The 17,634-nt window shown below is 51.3% G+C and carries 16 protein-coding genes and 1 pseudogene; 5 read left to right on the top strand and 12 right to left on the bottom strand.

From position 1 onward, the window contains the following. Positions 1 to 26: 26 nt before the first annotated feature. A complete protein-coding gene (gene proP, locus EDF78_RS01115) occupies positions 27 to 1,529 on the bottom strand; it encodes a glycine betaine/L-proline transporter ProP (protein ID WP_095925756.1) in 1,503 nt (500 codons plus the stop codon). A gap of 292 nt (positions 1,530 to 1,821) precedes the next feature. On the opposite strand from proP, the gene EDF78_RS01120 reads away from it, so the two are divergent. After that, positions 1,822 to 3,003, top strand: coding sequence for an oligogalacturonate lyase family protein (locus EDF78_RS01120; RefSeq protein ID WP_095925757.1), 1,182 nt, complete (start codon positions 1,822 to 1,824; stop codon positions 3,001 to 3,003). Positions 3,004 to 3,006: 3 nt separating this feature from the next. After that, the gene (locus tag EDF78_RS01125; RefSeq protein ID WP_014341967.1) at positions 3,007 to 3,327 is read left to right on the top strand and encodes a cupin domain-containing protein; all 321 of its coding nucleotides are present in this window, start codon (positions 3,007 to 3,009) and stop codon (positions 3,325 to 3,327) included. Between the two features lie 77 nt (positions 3,328 to 3,404). On the opposite strand, the gene EDF78_RS01130 is transcribed toward EDF78_RS01125, so the two are convergent. The 5 genes and pseudogenes from EDF78_RS01130 to EDF78_RS01150 all read right to left on the bottom strand — a co-directional run bounded on the left by EDF78_RS01130 (position 3,405) and on the right by EDF78_RS01150 (position 6,951). Beyond that, entirely contained in the window at positions 3,405 to 4,043 is a 639-nt protein-coding gene (locus EDF78_RS01130; RefSeq protein ID WP_133822310.1) for an RpiB/LacA/LacB family sugar-phosphate isomerase, read from the bottom strand. Positions 4,044 to 4,116: 73 nt separating this feature from the next. Further along, a complete protein-coding gene (gene kduD / locus EDF78_RS01135; RefSeq protein ID WP_095925759.1) occupies positions 4,117 to 4,878 on the bottom strand; it encodes a 2-dehydro-3-deoxy-D-gluconate 5-dehydrogenase KduD in 762 nt (253 codons plus the stop codon). 185 nt (positions 4,879 to 5,063) lie between these two features. Then, positions 5,064 to 5,286: pseudogene (locus tag EDF78_RS01140) on the bottom strand (Tn3 family transposase); the annotation flags it as partial. A 139-nt stretch (positions 5,287 to 5,425) separates the two neighbouring features. Further along, entirely contained in the window at positions 5,426 to 6,016 is a 591-nt protein-coding gene (locus tag EDF78_RS01145) for a hypothetical protein (RefSeq protein WP_131693104.1), read from the bottom strand. Between the two features lie 578 nt (positions 6,017 to 6,594). Continuing rightward, a complete protein-coding gene (locus tag EDF78_RS01150) occupies positions 6,595 to 6,951 on the bottom strand; it encodes a helix-turn-helix domain-containing protein (RefSeq protein ID WP_095925761.1) in 357 nt (118 codons plus the stop codon). 444 nt (positions 6,952 to 7,395) lie between these two features. On the opposite strand from EDF78_RS01150, the gene EDF78_RS01155 reads away from it, so the two are divergent. Continuing rightward, on the top strand, positions 7,396 to 8,532 hold the full coding sequence (locus tag EDF78_RS01155; RefSeq protein WP_208294458.1) for an efflux RND transporter periplasmic adaptor subunit: 1,137 nt from the start codon (positions 7,396 to 7,398) through the stop codon (positions 8,530 to 8,532). Between the two features lie 16 nt (positions 8,533 to 8,548). Further along, positions 8,549 to 11,701 carry a multidrug efflux RND transporter permease subunit OqxB gene (gene oqxB / locus EDF78_RS01160; RefSeq protein ID WP_095925762.1) on the top strand — a complete coding sequence of 1,051 codons (3,153 nt, stop codon included), beginning with the start codon at positions 8,549 to 8,551 and terminating at the stop codon, positions 11,699 to 11,701. Positions 11,702 to 11,813: 112 nt separating this feature from the next. On the opposite strand, the gene EDF78_RS01165 is transcribed toward oqxB, so the two are convergent. From EDF78_RS01165 to EDF78_RS01180, 4 genes are all read right to left on the bottom strand, one after another. Next, positions 11,814 to 12,299, bottom strand: coding sequence for an Rrf2 family transcriptional regulator (locus EDF78_RS01165; RefSeq protein ID WP_095925763.1), 486 nt, complete (start codon positions 12,297 to 12,299; stop codon positions 11,814 to 11,816). 210 nt (positions 12,300 to 12,509) lie between these two features. Further along, entirely contained in the window at positions 12,510 to 13,619 is a 1,110-nt protein-coding gene (gene ompC, locus EDF78_RS01170; protein ID WP_133822311.1) for a porin OmpC, read from the bottom strand. A gap of 602 nt (positions 13,620 to 14,221) precedes the next feature. Continuing rightward, positions 14,222 to 14,410: a hypothetical protein gene (locus EDF78_RS01175; protein WP_095925765.1), complete on the bottom strand. Its 189-nt coding sequence runs from the start codon at positions 14,408 to 14,410 to the stop codon at positions 14,222 to 14,224. A gap of 146 nt (positions 14,411 to 14,556) precedes the next feature. Further along, positions 14,557 to 14,967, bottom strand: coding sequence for a hypothetical protein (locus EDF78_RS01180; RefSeq protein ID WP_133822312.1), 411 nt, complete (start codon positions 14,965 to 14,967; stop codon positions 14,557 to 14,559). 230 nt (positions 14,968 to 15,197) lie between these two features. On the opposite strand from EDF78_RS01180, the gene EDF78_RS01185 reads away from it, so the two are divergent. Beyond that, the gene (locus EDF78_RS01185) at positions 15,198 to 15,977 is read left to right on the top strand and encodes a (S)-acetoin forming diacetyl reductase (protein WP_095925767.1); all 780 of its coding nucleotides are present in this window, start codon (positions 15,198 to 15,200) and stop codon (positions 15,975 to 15,977) included. 61 nt (positions 15,978 to 16,038) lie between these two features. Here EDF78_RS01185 and EDF78_RS01190 read toward each other — a convergent pair whose 3' ends face one another. After that, positions 16,039 to 16,902: a helix-turn-helix domain-containing protein gene (locus tag EDF78_RS01190; RefSeq protein ID WP_095925768.1), complete on the bottom strand. Its 864-nt coding sequence runs from the start codon at positions 16,900 to 16,902 to the stop codon at positions 16,039 to 16,041. A gap of 104 nt (positions 16,903 to 17,006) precedes the next feature. After that, a complete protein-coding gene (locus EDF78_RS01195; RefSeq protein ID WP_095925769.1) occupies positions 17,007 to 17,615 on the bottom strand; it encodes a TetR family transcriptional regulator in 609 nt (202 codons plus the stop codon). Positions 17,616 to 17,634: the final 19 nt, after the last annotated feature.

A 17,634-nucleotide genomic window follows, 5' to 3' on the forward strand; every position in this document is an offset into this window, starting at 1 on the left:
GGCTTTGTGTGTGCGTCAGATCTGAATCAGTTGATATCAGGATGCTGCGCGATCAGGTTTTTGCGTTTGGCTTCCAGTTCGATGATCTGCGCGTCAATATCTTCGATTTTATGTTCGATATTGTCGTGATGTTCCTGCAGGATCTCACGGGCTTCGGCGCGGTCAGAGGCCGCTGGCGTCGCGCCTTTCAGCGGACGGTTGGCAGTTTCTTTCATGAAGATACCGGTCACCAGACCAATCATCGCCACCACCATCAGGTAATAGGCAGGCATGTACAGGTTATTGGTCGCTTCCACCAGCCAGGCGGCGATGGTTGGCGTCAGACCGGCAATCAGCACCGACACGTTAAAGGCAATCGCCAGCGCACTGTAGCGGATATGCGTCGGGAACATCGCCGGTAAGGTCGAGGCCATCACGCCGATGAAGCAGTTCAGCAATACCGCAAGGATCAGCAACCCTAAGAAAATCAGCCCGATCACATCACTGTTAATCAGGATGAAGCACGGGATCGCCAGAATAAACAGGCCGATACTGCCGATGATCACGAAGGGCTTACGGCCAAAGCGGTCACTGAGCATCCCCATAAACGGCTGGACGAACAGCATACCGACCATAATCGCAATGATGATCAGCACACCGTGGTCTTCCGAATAATGCAGGCTGTGCGACAGGTAGCTTGGCATGTACGTCAGCAGCATGTAATAGGTGACGTTGGTGGCAATGACCATGCCCACGCAGATGATCAGCGGACGCCACTGTTTGGTCAGGATCTCGCGGAAAGATACGCGCGGCGGTTCGGCAATGTCCTTACGCGAATCGCTGTCGATTTTGTCCACGTGCTGCTGGAACGTCGGGGTTTCTTCCAGCGCATGACGCAGGTAAATACCGATCAGCCCCAGCGGTGCGGCGATGAAGAACGGAATACGCCAGCCCCATTCGAGGAAGTTCGCTTCACCCACAATGCTGGAAATCAGCACCACGACGCCCGCACCCAGGATAAATCCGGCGATAGAACCGAAGTCCAGCCAGCTGCCTAGGAAGCCGCGTTTTCTGTCCGGCGAGTATTCTGCGACGAAAATCGCCGCACCGGTGTATTCGCCACCGACCGAGAAACCCTGCGCCAGTTTTGCCAGCAACAGCAGGATCGGCGCCCAGATGCCGATCGAGTCGTAACCCGGTATCAGCCCGATACAGAAGGTACTGACGGACATGATAATAATGGTGACGGAGAGCACTTTCTGACGGCCAAATTTGTCGCCGAGCGCCCCGAAGAACAGACCGCCCAGAGGCCTGACCAGGAAGGGAACCGAGAAGGTTGCCAGTGCGGCGATCATCTGGATACCGGGATCTGCGCCGGGGAAGAATACCTGACCTAACGCGAAGGCCACGAAACCATACACACCGAAATCGAACCACTCCATGGCGTTACCGAGTGCGGCAGCGGTAATGGCTTTTTTCAGCTTGGTATCATCGATGATGGTGATGTCGTTGATTTGCATCGGTTTAACACGTTTTTTTCTTAATCTCATCCTTTACATCCCTTTTCTAAAATACTCCACATTTCACCGTGAGATATTTTTGTTCGTACCCTTTAACTATTTCAGGTATCAATAATTTCTAAGCAAGCCATATCATTATAGGATGCTTTTGCGCTGGAGCAAAAGGCTGCCATTTTGTGATCAGCCTTACATTTTTGTTTTCCCCTGCCGCCGTTTTGCTTCGCTAAGTGGTAATGTGTTTTCAATTTAATGAAACTGCATTTTAATTAATGAAAAGGAAGCCGGAACAACGGCTGATTTCATGCTACTTATGGGGTGAATCATGGCAAAAGGTTCTCAGATTCAATTTAGTTTCCACACCGTTCAGGATCCGCAGACCGGTGCCCGCGTTACGCGTCTGACGCCGCCGGATGTGTTGTGTCATCGTAACTATTTCTATCAGAAATGTTTTACCCGTGATGGCAACCGGCTGTTGTTTGCCGGTGAATTTGACGGCAACCGCAACTATTACCTGCTGGATCTCAAAACGCAGAAAGCGGTTCAGCTCACCGAAGGCAAAGGTGATAACACCTTTGGCGGCTTCCTGTCGCCGGATGATCAGTCGCTTTATTACGTCAAAAATGAGCGCAGTTTGCAGTGCGTAAAACTGGCCGATTTCAGCGAGAAAACCGTCTATACCGTGCCGGAAGAATGGGTCGGCTATGGCACCTGGGTGGCGAACAGCGAATGCACCAGCCTGGTGGGGATCGAAATCAGCCGCGAAGACTGGACACCGCTGTCCGACTGGAAAATCTTCCAGGAGTTTTATCACAGCAACCCGCATTGCCGTCTGCTGCGTGTCGATTTACTCAGTGGCAAATCCCGCGTGATCCACGAGAAAAACGAATGGCTGGGGCACCCGATTTATCGTCCGTTTGATGACAGCACGGTGGCATTCTGTCACGAAGGCCCGCACGATCTGGTCGATGCGCGGATGTGGCTGGTGAATGAAGACGGCAGTCATGTGCGCAAGGTCAAAGAACATGCGCCGGGTGAAAGCTGCACGCATGAATTCTGGGTGCCTGACGGTTCGGCGCTGGTGTATGTTTCCTATCTGAAAGGCCAGCATGACCGGCATATCCGCCGTTTCGATCCGCAGACCGGCGAAGATATTTGCCTGATGACCATGCCCGCCTGCTCGCATCTGATGAGTAACGAAAACGGCACGCTGCTGGTCGGCGACGGTTCGGGAACGCCGGTGGATGTCAAAGATACCGCCAGCCATACCATTGAAAACGATCCGTGGTTGTATATTTTCGACGCCGAAACCCGTCAGCATGCGCCGCTGGCCGCGCACAACAGTTCATGGCGTGTGCTGGATGGCGACCGTCAGGTCACGCATCCGCACCCTTCCTTCTCGCCGGATGACCGTCATGTGTTGTTCACCACCGATTACGAAGGAAAACCCGCGTTGTATCTGGCGGAAATCCCGGATGCCCTACTCAGCTCATTAAGAAAGGATTAAGTGATGTTTACGTTTAAAAAAGATATTCCCCTGCAGGATCTGGGCGACGGTGTAAGCCGTCGCGTTCTGGCGCATGACGGCACCATGATGGCCGTCGAAGTGTATTTTGAAGAAGGTGCGGTAGGTCCGATGCATAACCATGTGCATGAACAACTGACCTACGTGTTGTCCGGCCGGTTTAAATTCACCATCGGTGAGGAAACGCATGAAGTGAGCGCCGGCGATACGCTGTATAAAAAACCGTACATCATGCACGGCTGCGTATGTCTGGAAAAAGGGGTGTTGCTGGATACCTTCACTCCGCAACGGCAGGATTTCCTTTAACCCGTCATCTTTTGATTTGCATAAAAAAACCGGTGCCACAGGGGCACCGGTTTTTTTGTCACGCTGAAAACGAAATCTTATGCGAGGATTTCACGCACGAAGTTTTCGATCTCTTTGTTCTGGCAGTTCTCGAAGAAGCATTTCTGGAAACGTTCACCGGTCACGGCGGTTTTCACCAGCTCAGGATCGATGGCACGCAGGGTATCCAGATAGTTTTCTTTCACCACCGCCGCTTTGACCTGATTCAGAATGCCGGCATTGCGCACCTGAGGTTCTTTACGGTCAGCCGGATAACCTTCACCTTTCATGCCGGTAAAGGCTTTTTCGAAGATGAAACGCACGTTCAGTTCTGCGCCCCAGCCGAAACCTTTGGCAAACGGCAGGGATAATGCGTTGCCGTTGTTAATTTGCGCGAACAGAAAAGCATCCGCAGGGTCGATACAGTAACCGCAGTTCACACCCGGATGAATGTTCAGGGACATCAGCGCGCCCTGCCCGGTGCCGCAGCCCGCGACCACAAAATCAACCGCTTTGGAATTGAGCAAAATGCTGGCCATGATGCCGAGATGAATGTAAGTCAGGTGGTGATCCTGCTCGTCAGACATGCCCACGTTGTACACCGGATATTCTTTTTCCGACGCGACCGCGTTGAGTTCTTTCAGGATGATCGCGTTTTTCGCGGCCTGGCTGTTTTCCATCATCAATGCAATTTTCATGAGATTTCCTCTTTGGGCAGCGGTGTCACCCGCTGCTGTCTGTAAATAGGTAAGTTATCAACCGGTGGCGGAATTAACGCGCCAGCCAGCCGCCGTCAACGGCAATGGTGTAGCCATTAATATAGTCGGAAGCCGGGGAAGACAGGAACACGACCGGCCCCATCAGGTCGGATGGCAATCCCCAGCGACCGGCAGGAATACGGCCGAGGATCTCTTCGCTACGCGCTTCATCGGCACGCAGTTGCTGGGTGTTGTTGGTGGCCATATATCCCGGCGCGATGGCGTTCACGTTGATATTGTGTTTCGCCCATTCGTTTGCCAGCAGACGGGTGACACCCATCACGGCACTTTTCGACGCGGTGTAGGAAGGCACGCGGATACCGCCCTGATAGGACAACATCGAGGCGATATTAATGATTTTGCCGCCGGTGCCTTGCGCAATAAATTGTTTCGCCACCGCCTGTGACATAAAGAATACGGACTTGATGTTCAGGTTCATCACGTCATCCCAGTTCTTTTCACTGAACTCGATGGCATCTTCACGACGGATAATCCCGGCGTTGTTGACCAGAATATCCAGATGACCCATTTCTGCGACCGCGCGCTCAAGCAATGCCGGGATCACTTTGGTGTCGCTGAGATCGGCTGTCAGGCTCAGGAAGCGACGGCCAGTGGCACCCACGCGCTCGATAGTTTCTGTTGGTTCGACAATGTTAATCCCGACAATGTCACAACCGGCTTCGGCGAGGCCGAGCGCCATACCCTGACCTAAACCGGTATCACATCCGGTCACTACCGCAACTTTCCCCTGAAGAGAAAAATTATCCAGAATCATGATGTTTCCTTTATTCATAAAACGGAGGCAAATACGCTTTTCCGTAGGACTGATGGTTGTCGGGCATGGCCCGGCGGCGAACTGATGAAGGGAAGTTTAACGATAAAATTCGCGCAACTCAACAAATTGAAACATCATTTCAATTTATGTGAACTTTGGTGTCGGTTTTTGTTGGGTGGATCACGTCCTGACGGTCGTGAGCTTTTCAGTCGTGAGAAGAATTTCGGAAGCATTGATGGTGCTCAGGTTCAGCGAACCCGCTGTTCTCATCATCTCATGCCACTGATTTTCTGCCTTCGACAGATCTGCACATCCACGGGCCGGCTCATCAAGTGTTCTGTAATTTGTCGATTTATCCACCCGCCAGAATATCGCTTCACTGGCATCAGCCTGGCGGGGGGCGACCTTTTTTCTTCGCGGGGGCGCTGAGGTGGAGAAATATCCGATGCATGATTGCCTTGAATGGGCATCACAACTTTTGCTGACTTCACTCTATAAATGCGACACAACTCTTACAACCCCAGGCGCCTGGAAACATATCCCTTTGTTATCTCTTGGCTAACAACTTCTTGTGCTCCATGTGCTCTTTGTACTTATTTTCCATATAGTCAGTTTTAACCGCGACTACGCGCCATTTAATATTTCCGCGAGCTAACATATTATTGAAAAGTAACCCGGCCTTACCTTTTATGACTTCATGTCCTAAATGATTCGTTCCTTTAGGTCCTAATCCATAACTTCCGCCATCGCCCTCTGGTTTAGGTGCTACAATATTCTCCGCAGTAAACATTTTATATAAATACCCCGGAGAAGGCGTTTCGAACTCAACAATGTAAACAGCTGGATGGTGGGCGCCAAAATAACCTTTTGAATTGGAAACGTAATTGTAGTTTGTAGCAATCCCACCATATGATTCACTTTTTGCAGGGTTATCCATAAAGTAAAGTCTGTTTTTAACTTCAAGCATTTGGTATTCATCGGTTGGCATTGCTCTATACCAATATTTTGCAATATCGTACTCCAAAGGCCCTTTTTGCTTAATATCTATAGCTTCAAATCGATCGTGCTTCAGACGCAGCTTATCCAGGTCGCACAACAAGGGCTTGGTCAACGCGGTGTTAAAAAGATAATTATTCATTTCCTATTCCTTTATCATATGGCTAACAATTTATTAATTTAATAACAATAAAATGGCACAACTTCTGTCGCACTAAGCCAGTAGCTGTATTACTAGTCCAGTGATACAGCCTTAATTTATGCAGGTTTTTCTGATTCTTTAATATCTACATCTTCCGGTTTACTTTTTCGCTCTATGACCGCTGTAAATGCGACTCAGTCACCATTGAATACAAAATCTGGGTTGATGAAATACCAGCCTTGCCTCATATGTTTGGCAATAATTTGAGCGGCTTCTAATTCTGCTAATCCTGGAAAAATGTGGCACTGAAGCCCAACCGTATGAAACATACGCCAGGTACATTTTTTGAGCTAAATGCGTGACAGCGTCATGTTTTGTCAGATTATACCTAATTCAACTTAGGGATTGATTTTTTGTGCTGGAAGGGCTAGCTGAGAAGCAACAGGACTAAATCCGACTGGGATAATGAGAGAAATGAAGAAGATGAAGGCGGTAACAGAGAATTCACTGCCCGGCAGGCAAGCCGGGCCAGCGGTACACACTTATTCAGGGGAAGAATGAATAAGTGGAGGCAACCTTTAGTGCAGGCAGCCCTGACATTCGGTGGCAAGCGACAAACCACGGCGCCAGTCGCCAGGCGTCTGACCAAACTGTCGTTTAAAGCTGCGGGTGAAAGACTGCTGAGAGTCGAAGCCCAGCGAAATCGCCACGCTGACGATCGGTTCGCCGCTGCTGGCCAGCATATCGGCAGACTTTTTCAGTTTTTTCTCGCGGATGTATTCACCCATCGGCAGGCCGGTGTGCTCTTTGAACATGCGTTGCAGATACCAGCGTGAGTAGCCTGCCCGCTTGGCGACGGTTTTAATGTCCAGACGTTCTTCCAGATTGTGATCGATCCAGTCGATCAGGTCGTGAATGAAATCCTCGGTTCTCATGGAGACTCTCCTGCTTTTTTATTGTTTGCGCCCCCCGAGGGCGACTCGTCTTTTAATACGTTGACGCAGTTTTCGGTTAAATGCAAGTTTTACTATTGCATTTAATTCCCTGTTACAGGATAGTCTCGTTCCCCGACGTAAACGTTCTGTAAAACAGCACAGAAAGTGTAACAGTAATTCTTGCACTTTAGTAGGCGCATCCCTACAATCCCCTCGAATCAATTGTATCAGTATTTGATACATTATTGTGCTGATGAACGGCACAAGTCCCAAAAAAGTCGGATCAGGCAAAGGACGTTACCCGGCGGACAGGCCGGTGTATTGCCTGACAGCACTTACTCACTGGAAATAAAAATAATGATGAACCTGCAAAAATCACAGGTTGTTGTACGCGGCCGCTCCGGCGGTACGCATTTGACGTTGCGCCTTTCAGGGGTTGCGCTGATGGTCGCCCTGCTTGCCGGGTGTGATAACAGCGTGGCGCAAAACTCGGCACCGCCTGCTCCGCAGGTCAGTGCGGCAGATGTATTAATCAAACCTATCAGCCAGTGGGATGCTTTTAACGGGCGTGTTGAGGCGGTGCAAAGTGTTCAGTTGCGCCCCCGCGTGTCCGGCTATATCGATAAAGTGAATTATCAGGAAGGCGAGGAAGTCAGGAAAGGTCAGGTTCTGTTCACCATTGATGACCGCACCTACCGGGCCGCGCAGGAGCAGGCTCAGGCTGAACTGGTGCGTGCGCGCAATCAGGCCAGTCTGGCAAGAAGCGAATCTGCCCGTACTGAAAAACTGATTGGCACCTTTGCCGTATCGAAAGAAATCGCCGAACAGCGCCGCTCTGCAGCCTCTCAGGCGCAGTCGGATGTGCTGGCCGCCGAGGCCCAGCTCGATATGGCGCAACTAAATCTCGATTTTACCCGTGTGACCTCGCCGATTGATGGCCGCGCCAGCCGCGCGATGATCACTACCGGCAATCTGGTGACCGCCGGCGACAGCGCGAGTGTGCTGACGACGCTGGTGTCGCTCGATACCGTGTATGTGTACTTCGATGTGGATGAAGGGACTTTCCTGCGTTATCAGGCCATGGCCCGCGGCGCCAGGCTCAGCGATACGCCACAAAGCCGTCTGCCGGTGCATGTCGGTCTGGTGGGCGAAAATGGTTATCCGCATCAGGGCGTGGTGGATTTCACCGATAACCAGCTGAATTCCGGCACCGGCACCATCCGAATGCGCGCCCTGCTGGATAACCATGACCGCACCTTTACGCCGGGTTTATTCGCCCGGGTACAGATGCCGGGCAGCGCGCAATTCAACGCCATGCTGGTGGACGATAAAGCCGTGCTGACCGATCAGGACCGCAAATTCGTCTATGTGGTGGATAAAGACGGCAAGGCTCAGCGTCGCGATGTGGAAGTCGGCCGCATGTCCGGCGGATTGCGCATCGTGCAAAAAGGCTTGCAGGCGGGTGACCGCGTCATTATCGACGGTGTGCAGAAAGTGTTTATGCCGGGTATGTCTGTCAATGCCAAAACAGTCAGCATGGCCGCCAATACGGTGACTTCCGCGCCTTCTGCCGTTCAATAAAAGAGAATTCTGACTCATGGACTTTTCCCGCTTTTTCATCGACAGGCCGATTTTTGCGGCTGTCTTGTCGATTTTAATTCTGGTCACCGGGGCGATCGCCATTCCCCTGCTGCCGGTCAGTGAATACCCGAATGTCGTGCCGCCGAGCGTGCAGGTCCGCGCTGAATATCCGGGTGCTAACCCGAAAGTGATTGCTGAAACCGTGGCGACGCCGCTGGAAGAAGCCATCAACGGCGTTGAAAACATGGTGTACATGAAATCTGTTGCCGGTTCTGACGGTGTGCTGGTGACCACCGTCACTTTCCGTCCGGGCACCGATCCCGATCAGGCACAGGTTCAGGTGCAAAACCGCGTGGCGCAGGCCGAAGCGCGGCTGCCGGAAGATGTGCGCCGTCAGGGTGTCACCACGCAAAAGCAATCGCCAACCTTAACGCTGGTGGTGCATCTGGTGTCTCCTTCCGGCAAATATGATTCGCTGTATCTGAGCAATTACGCGACGCTGAAAGTGAAAGACGAACTGGCGCGTTTGCCGGGTGTCGGGCAGATCCAGATATTTGGTGCCGGTGAATATGCCATGCGCGTCTGGCTCGATCCGAACAAGGTCGCCGCGCGCGGGCTGACCGCGTCAGATATCGTCAAGGCGATGCAGGAACAGAACGTGCAAGTCTCTGCCGGTCAGCTGGGTGCGGAACCGATGCCGAAGGACAGCGATTACCTGCTGTCCATCAATGCCCAGGGACGCCTGAAAGATGAAGATGAATTCGGCAAAATCATCCTGAAAAGCGGTGATAATGGCGAAATTGTCCGTCTGCGTGACGTTGCCCGTATCGAAATGGGATCAGGCAGTTATGCCCTGCGCTCTCAGCTCAATAATAAAGACGCGGTAGGGATTGGTATCTTCCAGTCGCCGGGCGCCAATGCGATTGATTTGTCCGACGCTGTACGCGCCAAAATGGCGGAACTGTCGACCCGTTTCCCGGAGGGGATGACCTGGCGTGCGCCGTATGATCCGACGGTGTTTGTCCGCGATTCCATCAGTGCGGTGGTGCATACCCTGCTGGAAGCCGTGGTGCTGGTGGTGCTGGTGGTTATTCTGTTCCTGCAAACCTGGCGTGCGTCGATCATTCCGTTGCTGGCCGTGCCGATTTCGGTGATCGGCACCTTCAGTATTCTCTATTTGCTCGGTTTTTCACTTAACACGCTCAGTTTGTTCGGACTGGTGCTGGCGATAGGTATCGTGGTCGATGATGCCATTGTGGTGGTGGAAAACGTCGAGCGAAATATTGAGGAAGGACTCGCGCCGAGGGACGCTGCGCATCAGGCGATGCGCGAAGTGTCCGGGCCAATCGTGGCTATCGCGCTGGTATTGTGTGCGGTGTTTGTGCCGATGGCGTTTCTGTCCGGCGTGACCGGTCAGTTCTATAAACAATTTGCGGTCACCATCGCCATTTCAACGGTGATCTCGGCCATCAATTCCCTGACGCTTTCCCCTGCCCTGGCGGCACTGTTGCTGAAATCGCACGGCGCACCGAAAGATATGCCGTCACGTTTAATCGACCGTCTGTTTGGCTGGATTTTCCGTCCGTTCAACCGGTTCTTTAACGCCAGTTCGCACCGTTATCAGAATGCTGTGTCGAAAACACTGGGACGCCGTGGCGCTGTCTTTGGTGTCTACATTTTGCTGCTGTGTGCCGCCGCCTTTATGTTCAAAGCGGTGCCGGGGGGCTTTATTCCGACGCAGGATAAACTGTATCTGATTGCCGGGGTGAAAATGCCGGAAGGCGCGTCACTGTCGCGCACGGATGCGGTGATCCGCAAAATCAGCGCAATGGGGCTGAGCACCGATGGCGTGATTGACGCGGTGGCGTTCCCCGGTCTGAATGCGTTGCAGTTCACCAATACGCCCAATACCGGCACGGTGTTCTTCGCGCTGAAACCGCTGAGCGAACGTACCCGTACGGCAGCGGAGATTAACGCCGAAATTAATGCCAAGATCTCGCAGATTCAGGAAGGGTTCGCCTTCTCTATCATGCCGCCACCGATCCTCGGCTTAGGTCAGGGTTCTGGTTATTCGCTGTATGTGCAGGATCGTGCAGGGCTGGGATATGGCGCGTTGCAAACCGCGATAAATACCATGTCCGGTGCCATCATGCAGACGCCGGGAATGGGGTATCCGATTTCCTCGTATCAGGCGAATGTGCCGCAGCTCGACGCGCATATCGATCGTGACAAAGCCAAAGCTCAGGGTGTATCGCTGGATGAACTGTTCAGCACATTGCAGGTGTATCTCGGCTCGTCCTATATCAATGATTTCAACCGTTTCGGCCGTACATGGAAAGTGATGGCGCAGGCTGATGGTCAGTTCCGAGACAGCGTGGAAGACATCGCGAATCTGCGCACCCGCAACGATAAAGGCGAAATGGTGCCGATTGGCAGCATGCTGAATATCACGACCACCTACGGCCCTGATCCGGTGATCCGCTATAACGGTTATCCGGCGGCAGACTTAATCGGTGATGCGGATCCGCGTATTCTTTCTTCAGCACAGGCGATGACGGAGCTGACCGCGATGTCGAAGAACCTGCTGCCGAACGGGATGAATATCGAATGGACCGACCTGAGTTATCAGCAATCCACGCAGGGGAATGCGGCGCTGATTGTCTTCCCGATGTCCGTCTTGCTGGCGTTCCTGGTGCTGGCCGCCTTGTACGAAAGCTGGACGCTGCCGCTGGCGGTGATCCTGATTGTGCCTATGACCATGCTCTCGGCGCTGTTTGGCGTGTGGCTGACCGGAGGTGACAATAACGTGTTTGTGCAGGTCGGGCTGGTCGTCCTGATGGGACTGGCGTGTAAGAACGCGATTCTGATTGTTGAATTTGCCCGCGAGCTGGAATTGCAGGGTAAAGGCATTATCGAATCTGCGCTTGAGGCATGTCGCCTGCGTCTGCGCCCTATCGTGATGACCTCCATTGCGTTTATCGCCGGGACCATCCCGCTGATCCTGGGCCATGGTGCCGGTGCTGAAGTGCGCGGTGTGACCGGGATTACGGTGTTCTCCGGGATGCTCGGCGTCACCTTGTTCGGTCTGTTCCTGACGCCTGTTTTCTATGTTGCACTGCGTAAGCTGGTAACACGTAAGAAAGAGGTATTGGAAACGCAAACCGCGTAAACCGTAAAAAGTTAAGATAAGTAAAACGCAAAAAGCCGGGAGATTATCCCGGCTTTCTTATGTGCTTTTTTCTGAAAAGTAAGTAACCAGACGTCCTGGTTTTTTCAGTGGGCTATTTAGAGCAAAGCGAACTGTTGTCGTATTCCGCCGCTAAATCTTTCGTGCACTTGTACTTGCCGCCGCGTTCAAATTCAGCCAGTGCGTCAGCCACCGTGTGACGCGCTAACACCTGAAATGATGCCTCTTCTGCTTCGCTGACGATATTCTTGAAGTAAGTGCAGGCATTGGCGCTGACGACACAACGAGCAGGCACATCAGGGCGCGCGGCCCACAGACGTTTATCTTCAATGACGGCACAATAGATGTCGCGAAGGGAGATGTCTTCCGCCGGGCGGCCAAGGGTAATCGAGCCGGTGCGTCCAAGGGTGGAGACGATAATGCCGTGCTGCGTGAGCGGCACCATCAGTTTGCGAATAAAGCTGGAGTTGGCTTCCAGACCCGTTGCTAAAATCGCACTGGTGCAACGCTGGCCAGCCTTTTGGGACTGAGCGATACAAAACACCATCTGCATAGCTGTCGGAAAGCGATAATCTAACATGTCATTGTCCTGAGAAACCAAGTCTTAGGTTAAGCACCGTATCACAGAGGAAATGCCCTATACGTGATCTGGTCAATAATATAACAAACACTGTTGCATTATTGAAGGCAGACACTTCTCAAAGGCACATAAAATCACGGGTTGGGCACAAAAAAACCCATCCGGAGATGGGTTTTAGTACTCAGATTCTTCAGTAAGAAGTTTCAGAGATTAGAACTGGTATTGTAAGCCTACGCCAACAACATCATCGGTAGAGATACCGTGATTTGTGTAGAACTCATCATCGTTGTCCAGCAGGTTGATTTTATAATCAACGTAGGTAGACATATTTTTGTTGAAGTAATAGTTCGCGCCAACAGAGACGTATTTAACCAGATCTTTGTCGTTATCATCGCCGCCATTGTTGTTATTCAGATCTTTACCCTTTGACTGCAGGTAAGAGATTTCAGGACGCAGGCCAAAGTCAAACTGATATTGCGCAGTGACTTCAAAGTTCTGAGTTTTATTTGCAATTTCTGAGTCACCGTACATGGTCATATTACGGGTTTCAGCATACATGGTGGCCAGATAAACATTGTTTGCATCGTATTTTGCACCAATGGTCCAGACATCTGCTTTGTCACCACGATTATCGGCTGACTGATCATTTGTACGGTCAGATGACGCATAAGCTGCACCAGCGCTAATACCCATTCCGAAATCATAGGTAGTAGATAAACCATAACCGTCACCATTCTGATGACCTACATCGCGATGGTTGTTTGTTCCTTCAGAATCGTTGGTACCGTCGTTTGCACCCTGATATTGCAGGGCAAAGTTCCAGCCTTTTACTTCGCCGAAGAAGTCAGAATTACGGTAGGTTGCAACGCCATTTGCACGGCCAACCATGAAGTTATCCGACGTGGTATAGGTATCGCCACCGAATACTGGCAGCATATCGGTCCAGGCTTCAACGTCGTACACAACGCCGTAGTTACGGCCATAATCGAATGAACCAAAATCAGCGAATTTCAGACCCGCGAAGCCCAGGCGGGTCGCGTTGCCTGCTGTGCCGCGATTCTCTGAATTATTCGCCTGTACGTTATATTCCCACTGGCCATAACCGGTCAGTTGATCAGAAATCTGAGTTTCGCCTTTAAAGCCGACACGCACGTAAGTTTGATCACCATCATCGCCTACGTTATCGGAGAATTGGTGACGCGCATCAACTTTGCCGTACAGATCTAATTTGTTGCCATCTTTATTATAAATCTCAGCGGAATTCGCTGCGCCCGCAACCAGTAATGCTGGAATAATAAGAGCCAGTGCTTTTAATTTCATGACGTCATTCCTTTATCATTTAATTGAATACTTGAATTTATTATATGTACTTTATTTATGAGTCAAAGCTCACTTCAATAATAACCATATAGTTCATAAAGTTCGCCGTGTAATTCACAGCTTTTGTTTTATTATTCATTGCTAATTATTTCAATGACCTATATTGATATTCTGCATGAATGGATATTTATATGACATATAAAAATTGTATTTATTTAACGATTCCAGGTTGTGTTAATTTATTCGCCGTGTTGTGGCTCATCACCACAATTCATTTACCCTTCTGTGTTTTATTTATATTTCTGTTGCCGTGACCCCTGTTAACGGCTTTGTATATTGCCCCGCCTGACTGCGGGGCATTTTTTTGCATAAAAAAACCCATAACCGGCGAAAGTTATGGGCTCAACAAATGAGAGAGAACAAAAAAATTACACGACGAGGTCAGAGAGACTTTCCACAACAACCTTCATACCTGATGCTGCGGTTGCGCCTGCCGCAACGACAACACCAGTCATTCAGGGCACTACAGGGACTATCAGGAGAAAAGGGATCCGTTGCACAGCTCATTCCAGTAGCTGAAACGCAGTAACCGGACGTAGCGATCAGGAGCGGCGAAACCACGCCGGGTCACTGTTCCCCACATCGATACCGTACAGACAACCGGTCGCAAGAAAACTTTCCAGCAGACGCGACGTATCCTGCGCCCTTTCTTCTGGCCGATCCTGAACCTTACGATGTGTTATGCGCTGCCATAATGAGCGGTGCTCAGCAGTATTTGCAGTCGTTGACATACAGGCCTCCGGTTAATCACCACTTTCTTGCGAAAGCTTTTCAAAAGCAGGCAAACACAGTCTGCCGCTGGAATGACCTCAGTAAACCCTTTCTTGCCGGTGAACAGAACCAACGATTTTTGCTTTATATATGAAGTTTTAAACTATCACTCGCGCAGCCATACCCCTTCGCAGAACAATTTCGCACAGGCCAGACTGTTTTGATGGCGGGCAGCCGGTTCGCCCGGTGTGTAAGCCAGTTGTACCAGCATACCGGTAAAACACTGCGCCATGACTGACGCCGGAATATCATCGCGAAACAATTTGTCCTGCTGACTGAATTGCAGATTTTCTGCGATCAGGGTGATCAGTAAGGCCTGTGTCGCCTGCGCGTGCGGAGGCAACAGCAATGCCTGCGCGGTCAGCGTGGCATCTTCTGCAAAAAAATTAAGCAATTTGCGAAAGCTCAGTGCCATCCGGTCAAGCACCTGGTTTTCAGCGACCTGCGGTGCAAGTTGTAATGAGCGCGCCAGCGTACTTAGCTTCTCACGGAAAAGATCAATGTTATGGCCGTTCATTCCGGCATCCTCACTGTTGTGCAATTTCCGCCATTCTACCTGACTTGCGTGAGGGATCAGCGACGTGCCCGGTCGCTGAATCGAAAAAGTTAATGACCGTGGCTAACAATTGCACATCGGAGACCGGAGGCGTAAACCAGTGAATAGCTCACGCAATGGCACCGGGCCGGTTAAACCGTGCCTTGCGCGCAGCACCTGAAGAAGATACCGAATACATAGAGGATAGTCGTATGTCTAAAAATGGAAAAGTGGCTTTAGTAACAGGTGGCGGTCAGGGGATCGGCCGCGCAATTGCCCTGCGTCTGGCGAAGGATGGTTTTGCCGTCGCCGTTGTGGATTACAACGAAGCGACAGCAAAAAAAGTCGCCGAAGAAATTAACCATGCTGGCGGCAAAGCCATTGCCCAGCTGGCAGATGTATCTGACCGGGAACAAGTTTTTGCTGCTGTCGACGCAGCAACTCAACAGCTCGGCGGTTTTGATGTGATCGTCAACAACGCCGGGATTGCTCCGACAACCCTGATTGAAGACATCACGCCCGAGATCGTCGATAAAGTTTATAATATCAATGTGAAAGGCGTCATCTGGGGGATTCAGGCGGCGGTCAAAGCTTTCAAATCATTAGGGCACGGCGGCAAAATTATCAATGCGTCCTCACAGGCCGGACATGTCGGGAATCCTGAGCTGGCCATTTACAGCTCCAGTAAGTTTGCAGTGCGCGGCCTGACCCAGACCGCGGCGCGTGATCTGGCTTCGCTGGGTATCACGGTGAATGCGTATTGTCCGGGAATTGTGAAAACACCAATGTGGGAGGAGATTGACCGTCAGGTGTCTGCCGCAGCGGGCAAACCAGTCGGGTATGGTACGCAGGAATTTGCTAAAAACATTACCCTGAAACGTCTTTCTGAGCCGGAAGATGTCGCGGCATGCGTTTCTTATCTTGCCGGTCCGGATTCAGATTATATGACCGGTCAGGCATTGCTGATCGATGGCGGTATGGTGTTTAACTGATTTCCCCTGTCCGCAGCCAGGCCTCTCATTGCGAGAGGCCTTTTTGTTTTCAGCGCCTGAATCATCTGGCCAGCGGAATATAATATTCACAGGTGACACCGTTCAGCGCCGATTCACGGGAATACTTTTCCAGATCGGGTTGCATGATAAATTCCAGACCCAGTGTTGGCAGGAAGACGGAATAAAGATACAGAATGAAATCGTTCAGGCGACTGAGATCGTACGGATAATTGATCTTCAGATAGCGGCCGGAGGGCACGACGATAGTGTGGCTGTCGCTGGCGTAGACCTGATGGGCCACGGTGTATTCCATCTGCAAAGCATTGGCGACTTCGTCGTTAGTATCAGGGCGGCAATCAGATAATCCCCACACCGGTGCCAGCAGCGATTCCGGGGTTTCCAGATAACGCAGCAGCTCGGCGCGATGAACATGGTTTTTGCTGTTGAATAACGCTTCAATCGGATAGGAATGGGTCGTGGTTTTGCCATCAAACGCCATTTCCGGCATTTCCACGATGTCATATTCCGGCTGCGGAAATTCATCAACAGTCAGCGGCGCCGTGATGCCGTTCATGGTCCAGGAGGCGTTACGACGATACATTCCCGGCGTTTCGGCAAAGTTCTTTTTAAATGAACGCGTGAAGGTTTGCTGCGAATCGTACGAGTAATACAACGAGATATCCAGGATCGGCATATTGGTCAGACGCAACGCGATAGCCGCCATGGTCAGACGACGGTCACGGATGTATTTCCCCAGTGCATAACCTGTTTTACTTTTAAACAAACGCTGAAGATACCAGGGAGAATAGCCGGTCTTTTTCGAGGCTTTTTCCATGGTCAGACGATCACTTAAATTGACTTCGATCCAGTAAAGTAACTCTTTGATCAAGTCATCATGAAAATCAGGTTTCTGTTCGCTTTGCAAAATGAACTCCCTGTGCTGCTATAACGTCACGTCACTGATTCAGTACGCGACAGATGTTGAAAATACATTGACGACAATGACACGGCTGATGTGATCATTATTTTTTAAACTTCAGCCGGTTCCGCGAGGTATGGGTAAAGCTCATTCTCAATCGCGCGGTTGAGATTATATTCCGCACATCCTGCGGTTAGCCCGAGGGATTCCAGACGCGACATGGCATCCATGCTGCTGCTCAGGCCGATCAGCCGCCAGGAAATGTGCTCAGGGGACTCCCCCTCAACAAACTCCCCTTTCTGCCTGCCTAAGGTGATGGCATCGGAAACCAGTTGATGCCAGTCAGCCACTGACAAGGCAAATGCCGCTTTCATCAGCGGTTCCTGTTCGGTCAGCAGCATGGCTTCGTGCCAGAGCGGGATCGCCATCAGAGAGTGATCATCTTTCGGGTCGATTAGAAAAAGATGTAAACGTTCGCGGGCGGTCAGGCTCTGGCATTGCTCCAGAAGCTGGTCTTTCAGGACTTTCATGACCTGCGTATAGGCCTGTGCACGCAATTCAGCGGCGCTGGAAAAGTGATGATGAACCTGACCTGTTGCCGCCCCGGCTTCCAGCGCGACCCGGCGGACAGTTGTCGCCGCCAGCCCTTCACGTCGCGCGACACGCGCGGCCGCTTCGAGGATGGTGATACGGCGAGCTTCTTTACACAGATAAGCCACAGTTAGAACCGAAGCAAAA

Origin of the sequence: Rahnella sp. BIGb0236 (assembly GCF_004364755.1) — a bacterium.
In the GTDB taxonomy this organism is placed as follows: domain Bacteria; phylum Pseudomonadota; class Gammaproteobacteria; order Enterobacterales; family Enterobacteriaceae; genus Rahnella; species Rahnella victoriana.

Bases quoted from the DNA above. Each gene is read 5' to 3' on its own strand.
- EDF78_RS01125 (WP_014341967.1), top strand. From the start codon at position 3,007: ATGTTTACGTTTAAAAAAGATATTCCCCTGCAGGATCTGGGCGACGGT.
- oqxB (WP_095925762.1), top strand. From the start codon at position 8,549: ATGGACTTTTCCCGCTTTTTCATCGACAGGCCGATTTTTGCGGCTGTC.
- EDF78_RS01130 (WP_133822310.1), bottom strand. From the start codon at position 4,043: ATGAAAATTGCATTGATGATGGAAAACAGCCAGGCCGCGAAAAACGCG.
- EDF78_RS01175 (WP_095925765.1), bottom strand. From the start codon at position 14,410: ATGTCAACGACTGCAAATACTGCTGAGCACCGCTCATTATGGCAGCGC.
- EDF78_RS01180 (WP_133822312.1), bottom strand. From the start codon at position 14,967: ATGAACGGCCATAACATTGATCTTTTCCGTGAGAAGCTAAGTACGCTG.
- proP (WP_095925756.1), bottom strand. From the start codon at position 1,529: ATGAGATTAAGAAAAAAACGTGTTAAACCGATGCAAATCAACGACATC.
- kduD (WP_095925759.1), bottom strand. From the start codon at position 4,878: ATGATTCTGGATAATTTTTCTCTTCAGGGGAAAGTTGCGGTAGTGACC.
- EDF78_RS01150 (WP_095925761.1), bottom strand. From the start codon at position 6,951: ATGAGAACCGAGGATTTCATTCACGACCTGATCGACTGGATCGATCAC.
- EDF78_RS01185 (WP_095925767.1), top strand. From the start codon at position 15,198: ATGTCTAAAAATGGAAAAGTGGCTTTAGTAACAGGTGGCGGTCAGGGG.
- EDF78_RS01145 (WP_131693104.1), bottom strand. From the start codon at position 6,016: ATGAATAATTATCTTTTTAACACCGCGTTGACCAAGCCCTTGTTGTGC.
- EDF78_RS01165 (WP_095925763.1), bottom strand. From the start codon at position 12,299: ATGTTAGATTATCGCTTTCCGACAGCTATGCAGATGGTGTTTTGTATC.
- EDF78_RS01120 (WP_095925757.1), top strand. From the start codon at position 1,822: ATGGCAAAAGGTTCTCAGATTCAATTTAGTTTCCACACCGTTCAGGAT.
- EDF78_RS01155 (WP_208294458.1), top strand. From the start codon at position 7,396: ATGGTCGCCCTGCTTGCCGGGTGTGATAACAGCGTGGCGCAAAACTCG.
- ompC (WP_133822311.1), bottom strand. From the start codon at position 13,619: ATGAAATTAAAAGCACTGGCTCTTATTATTCCAGCATTACTGGTTGCG.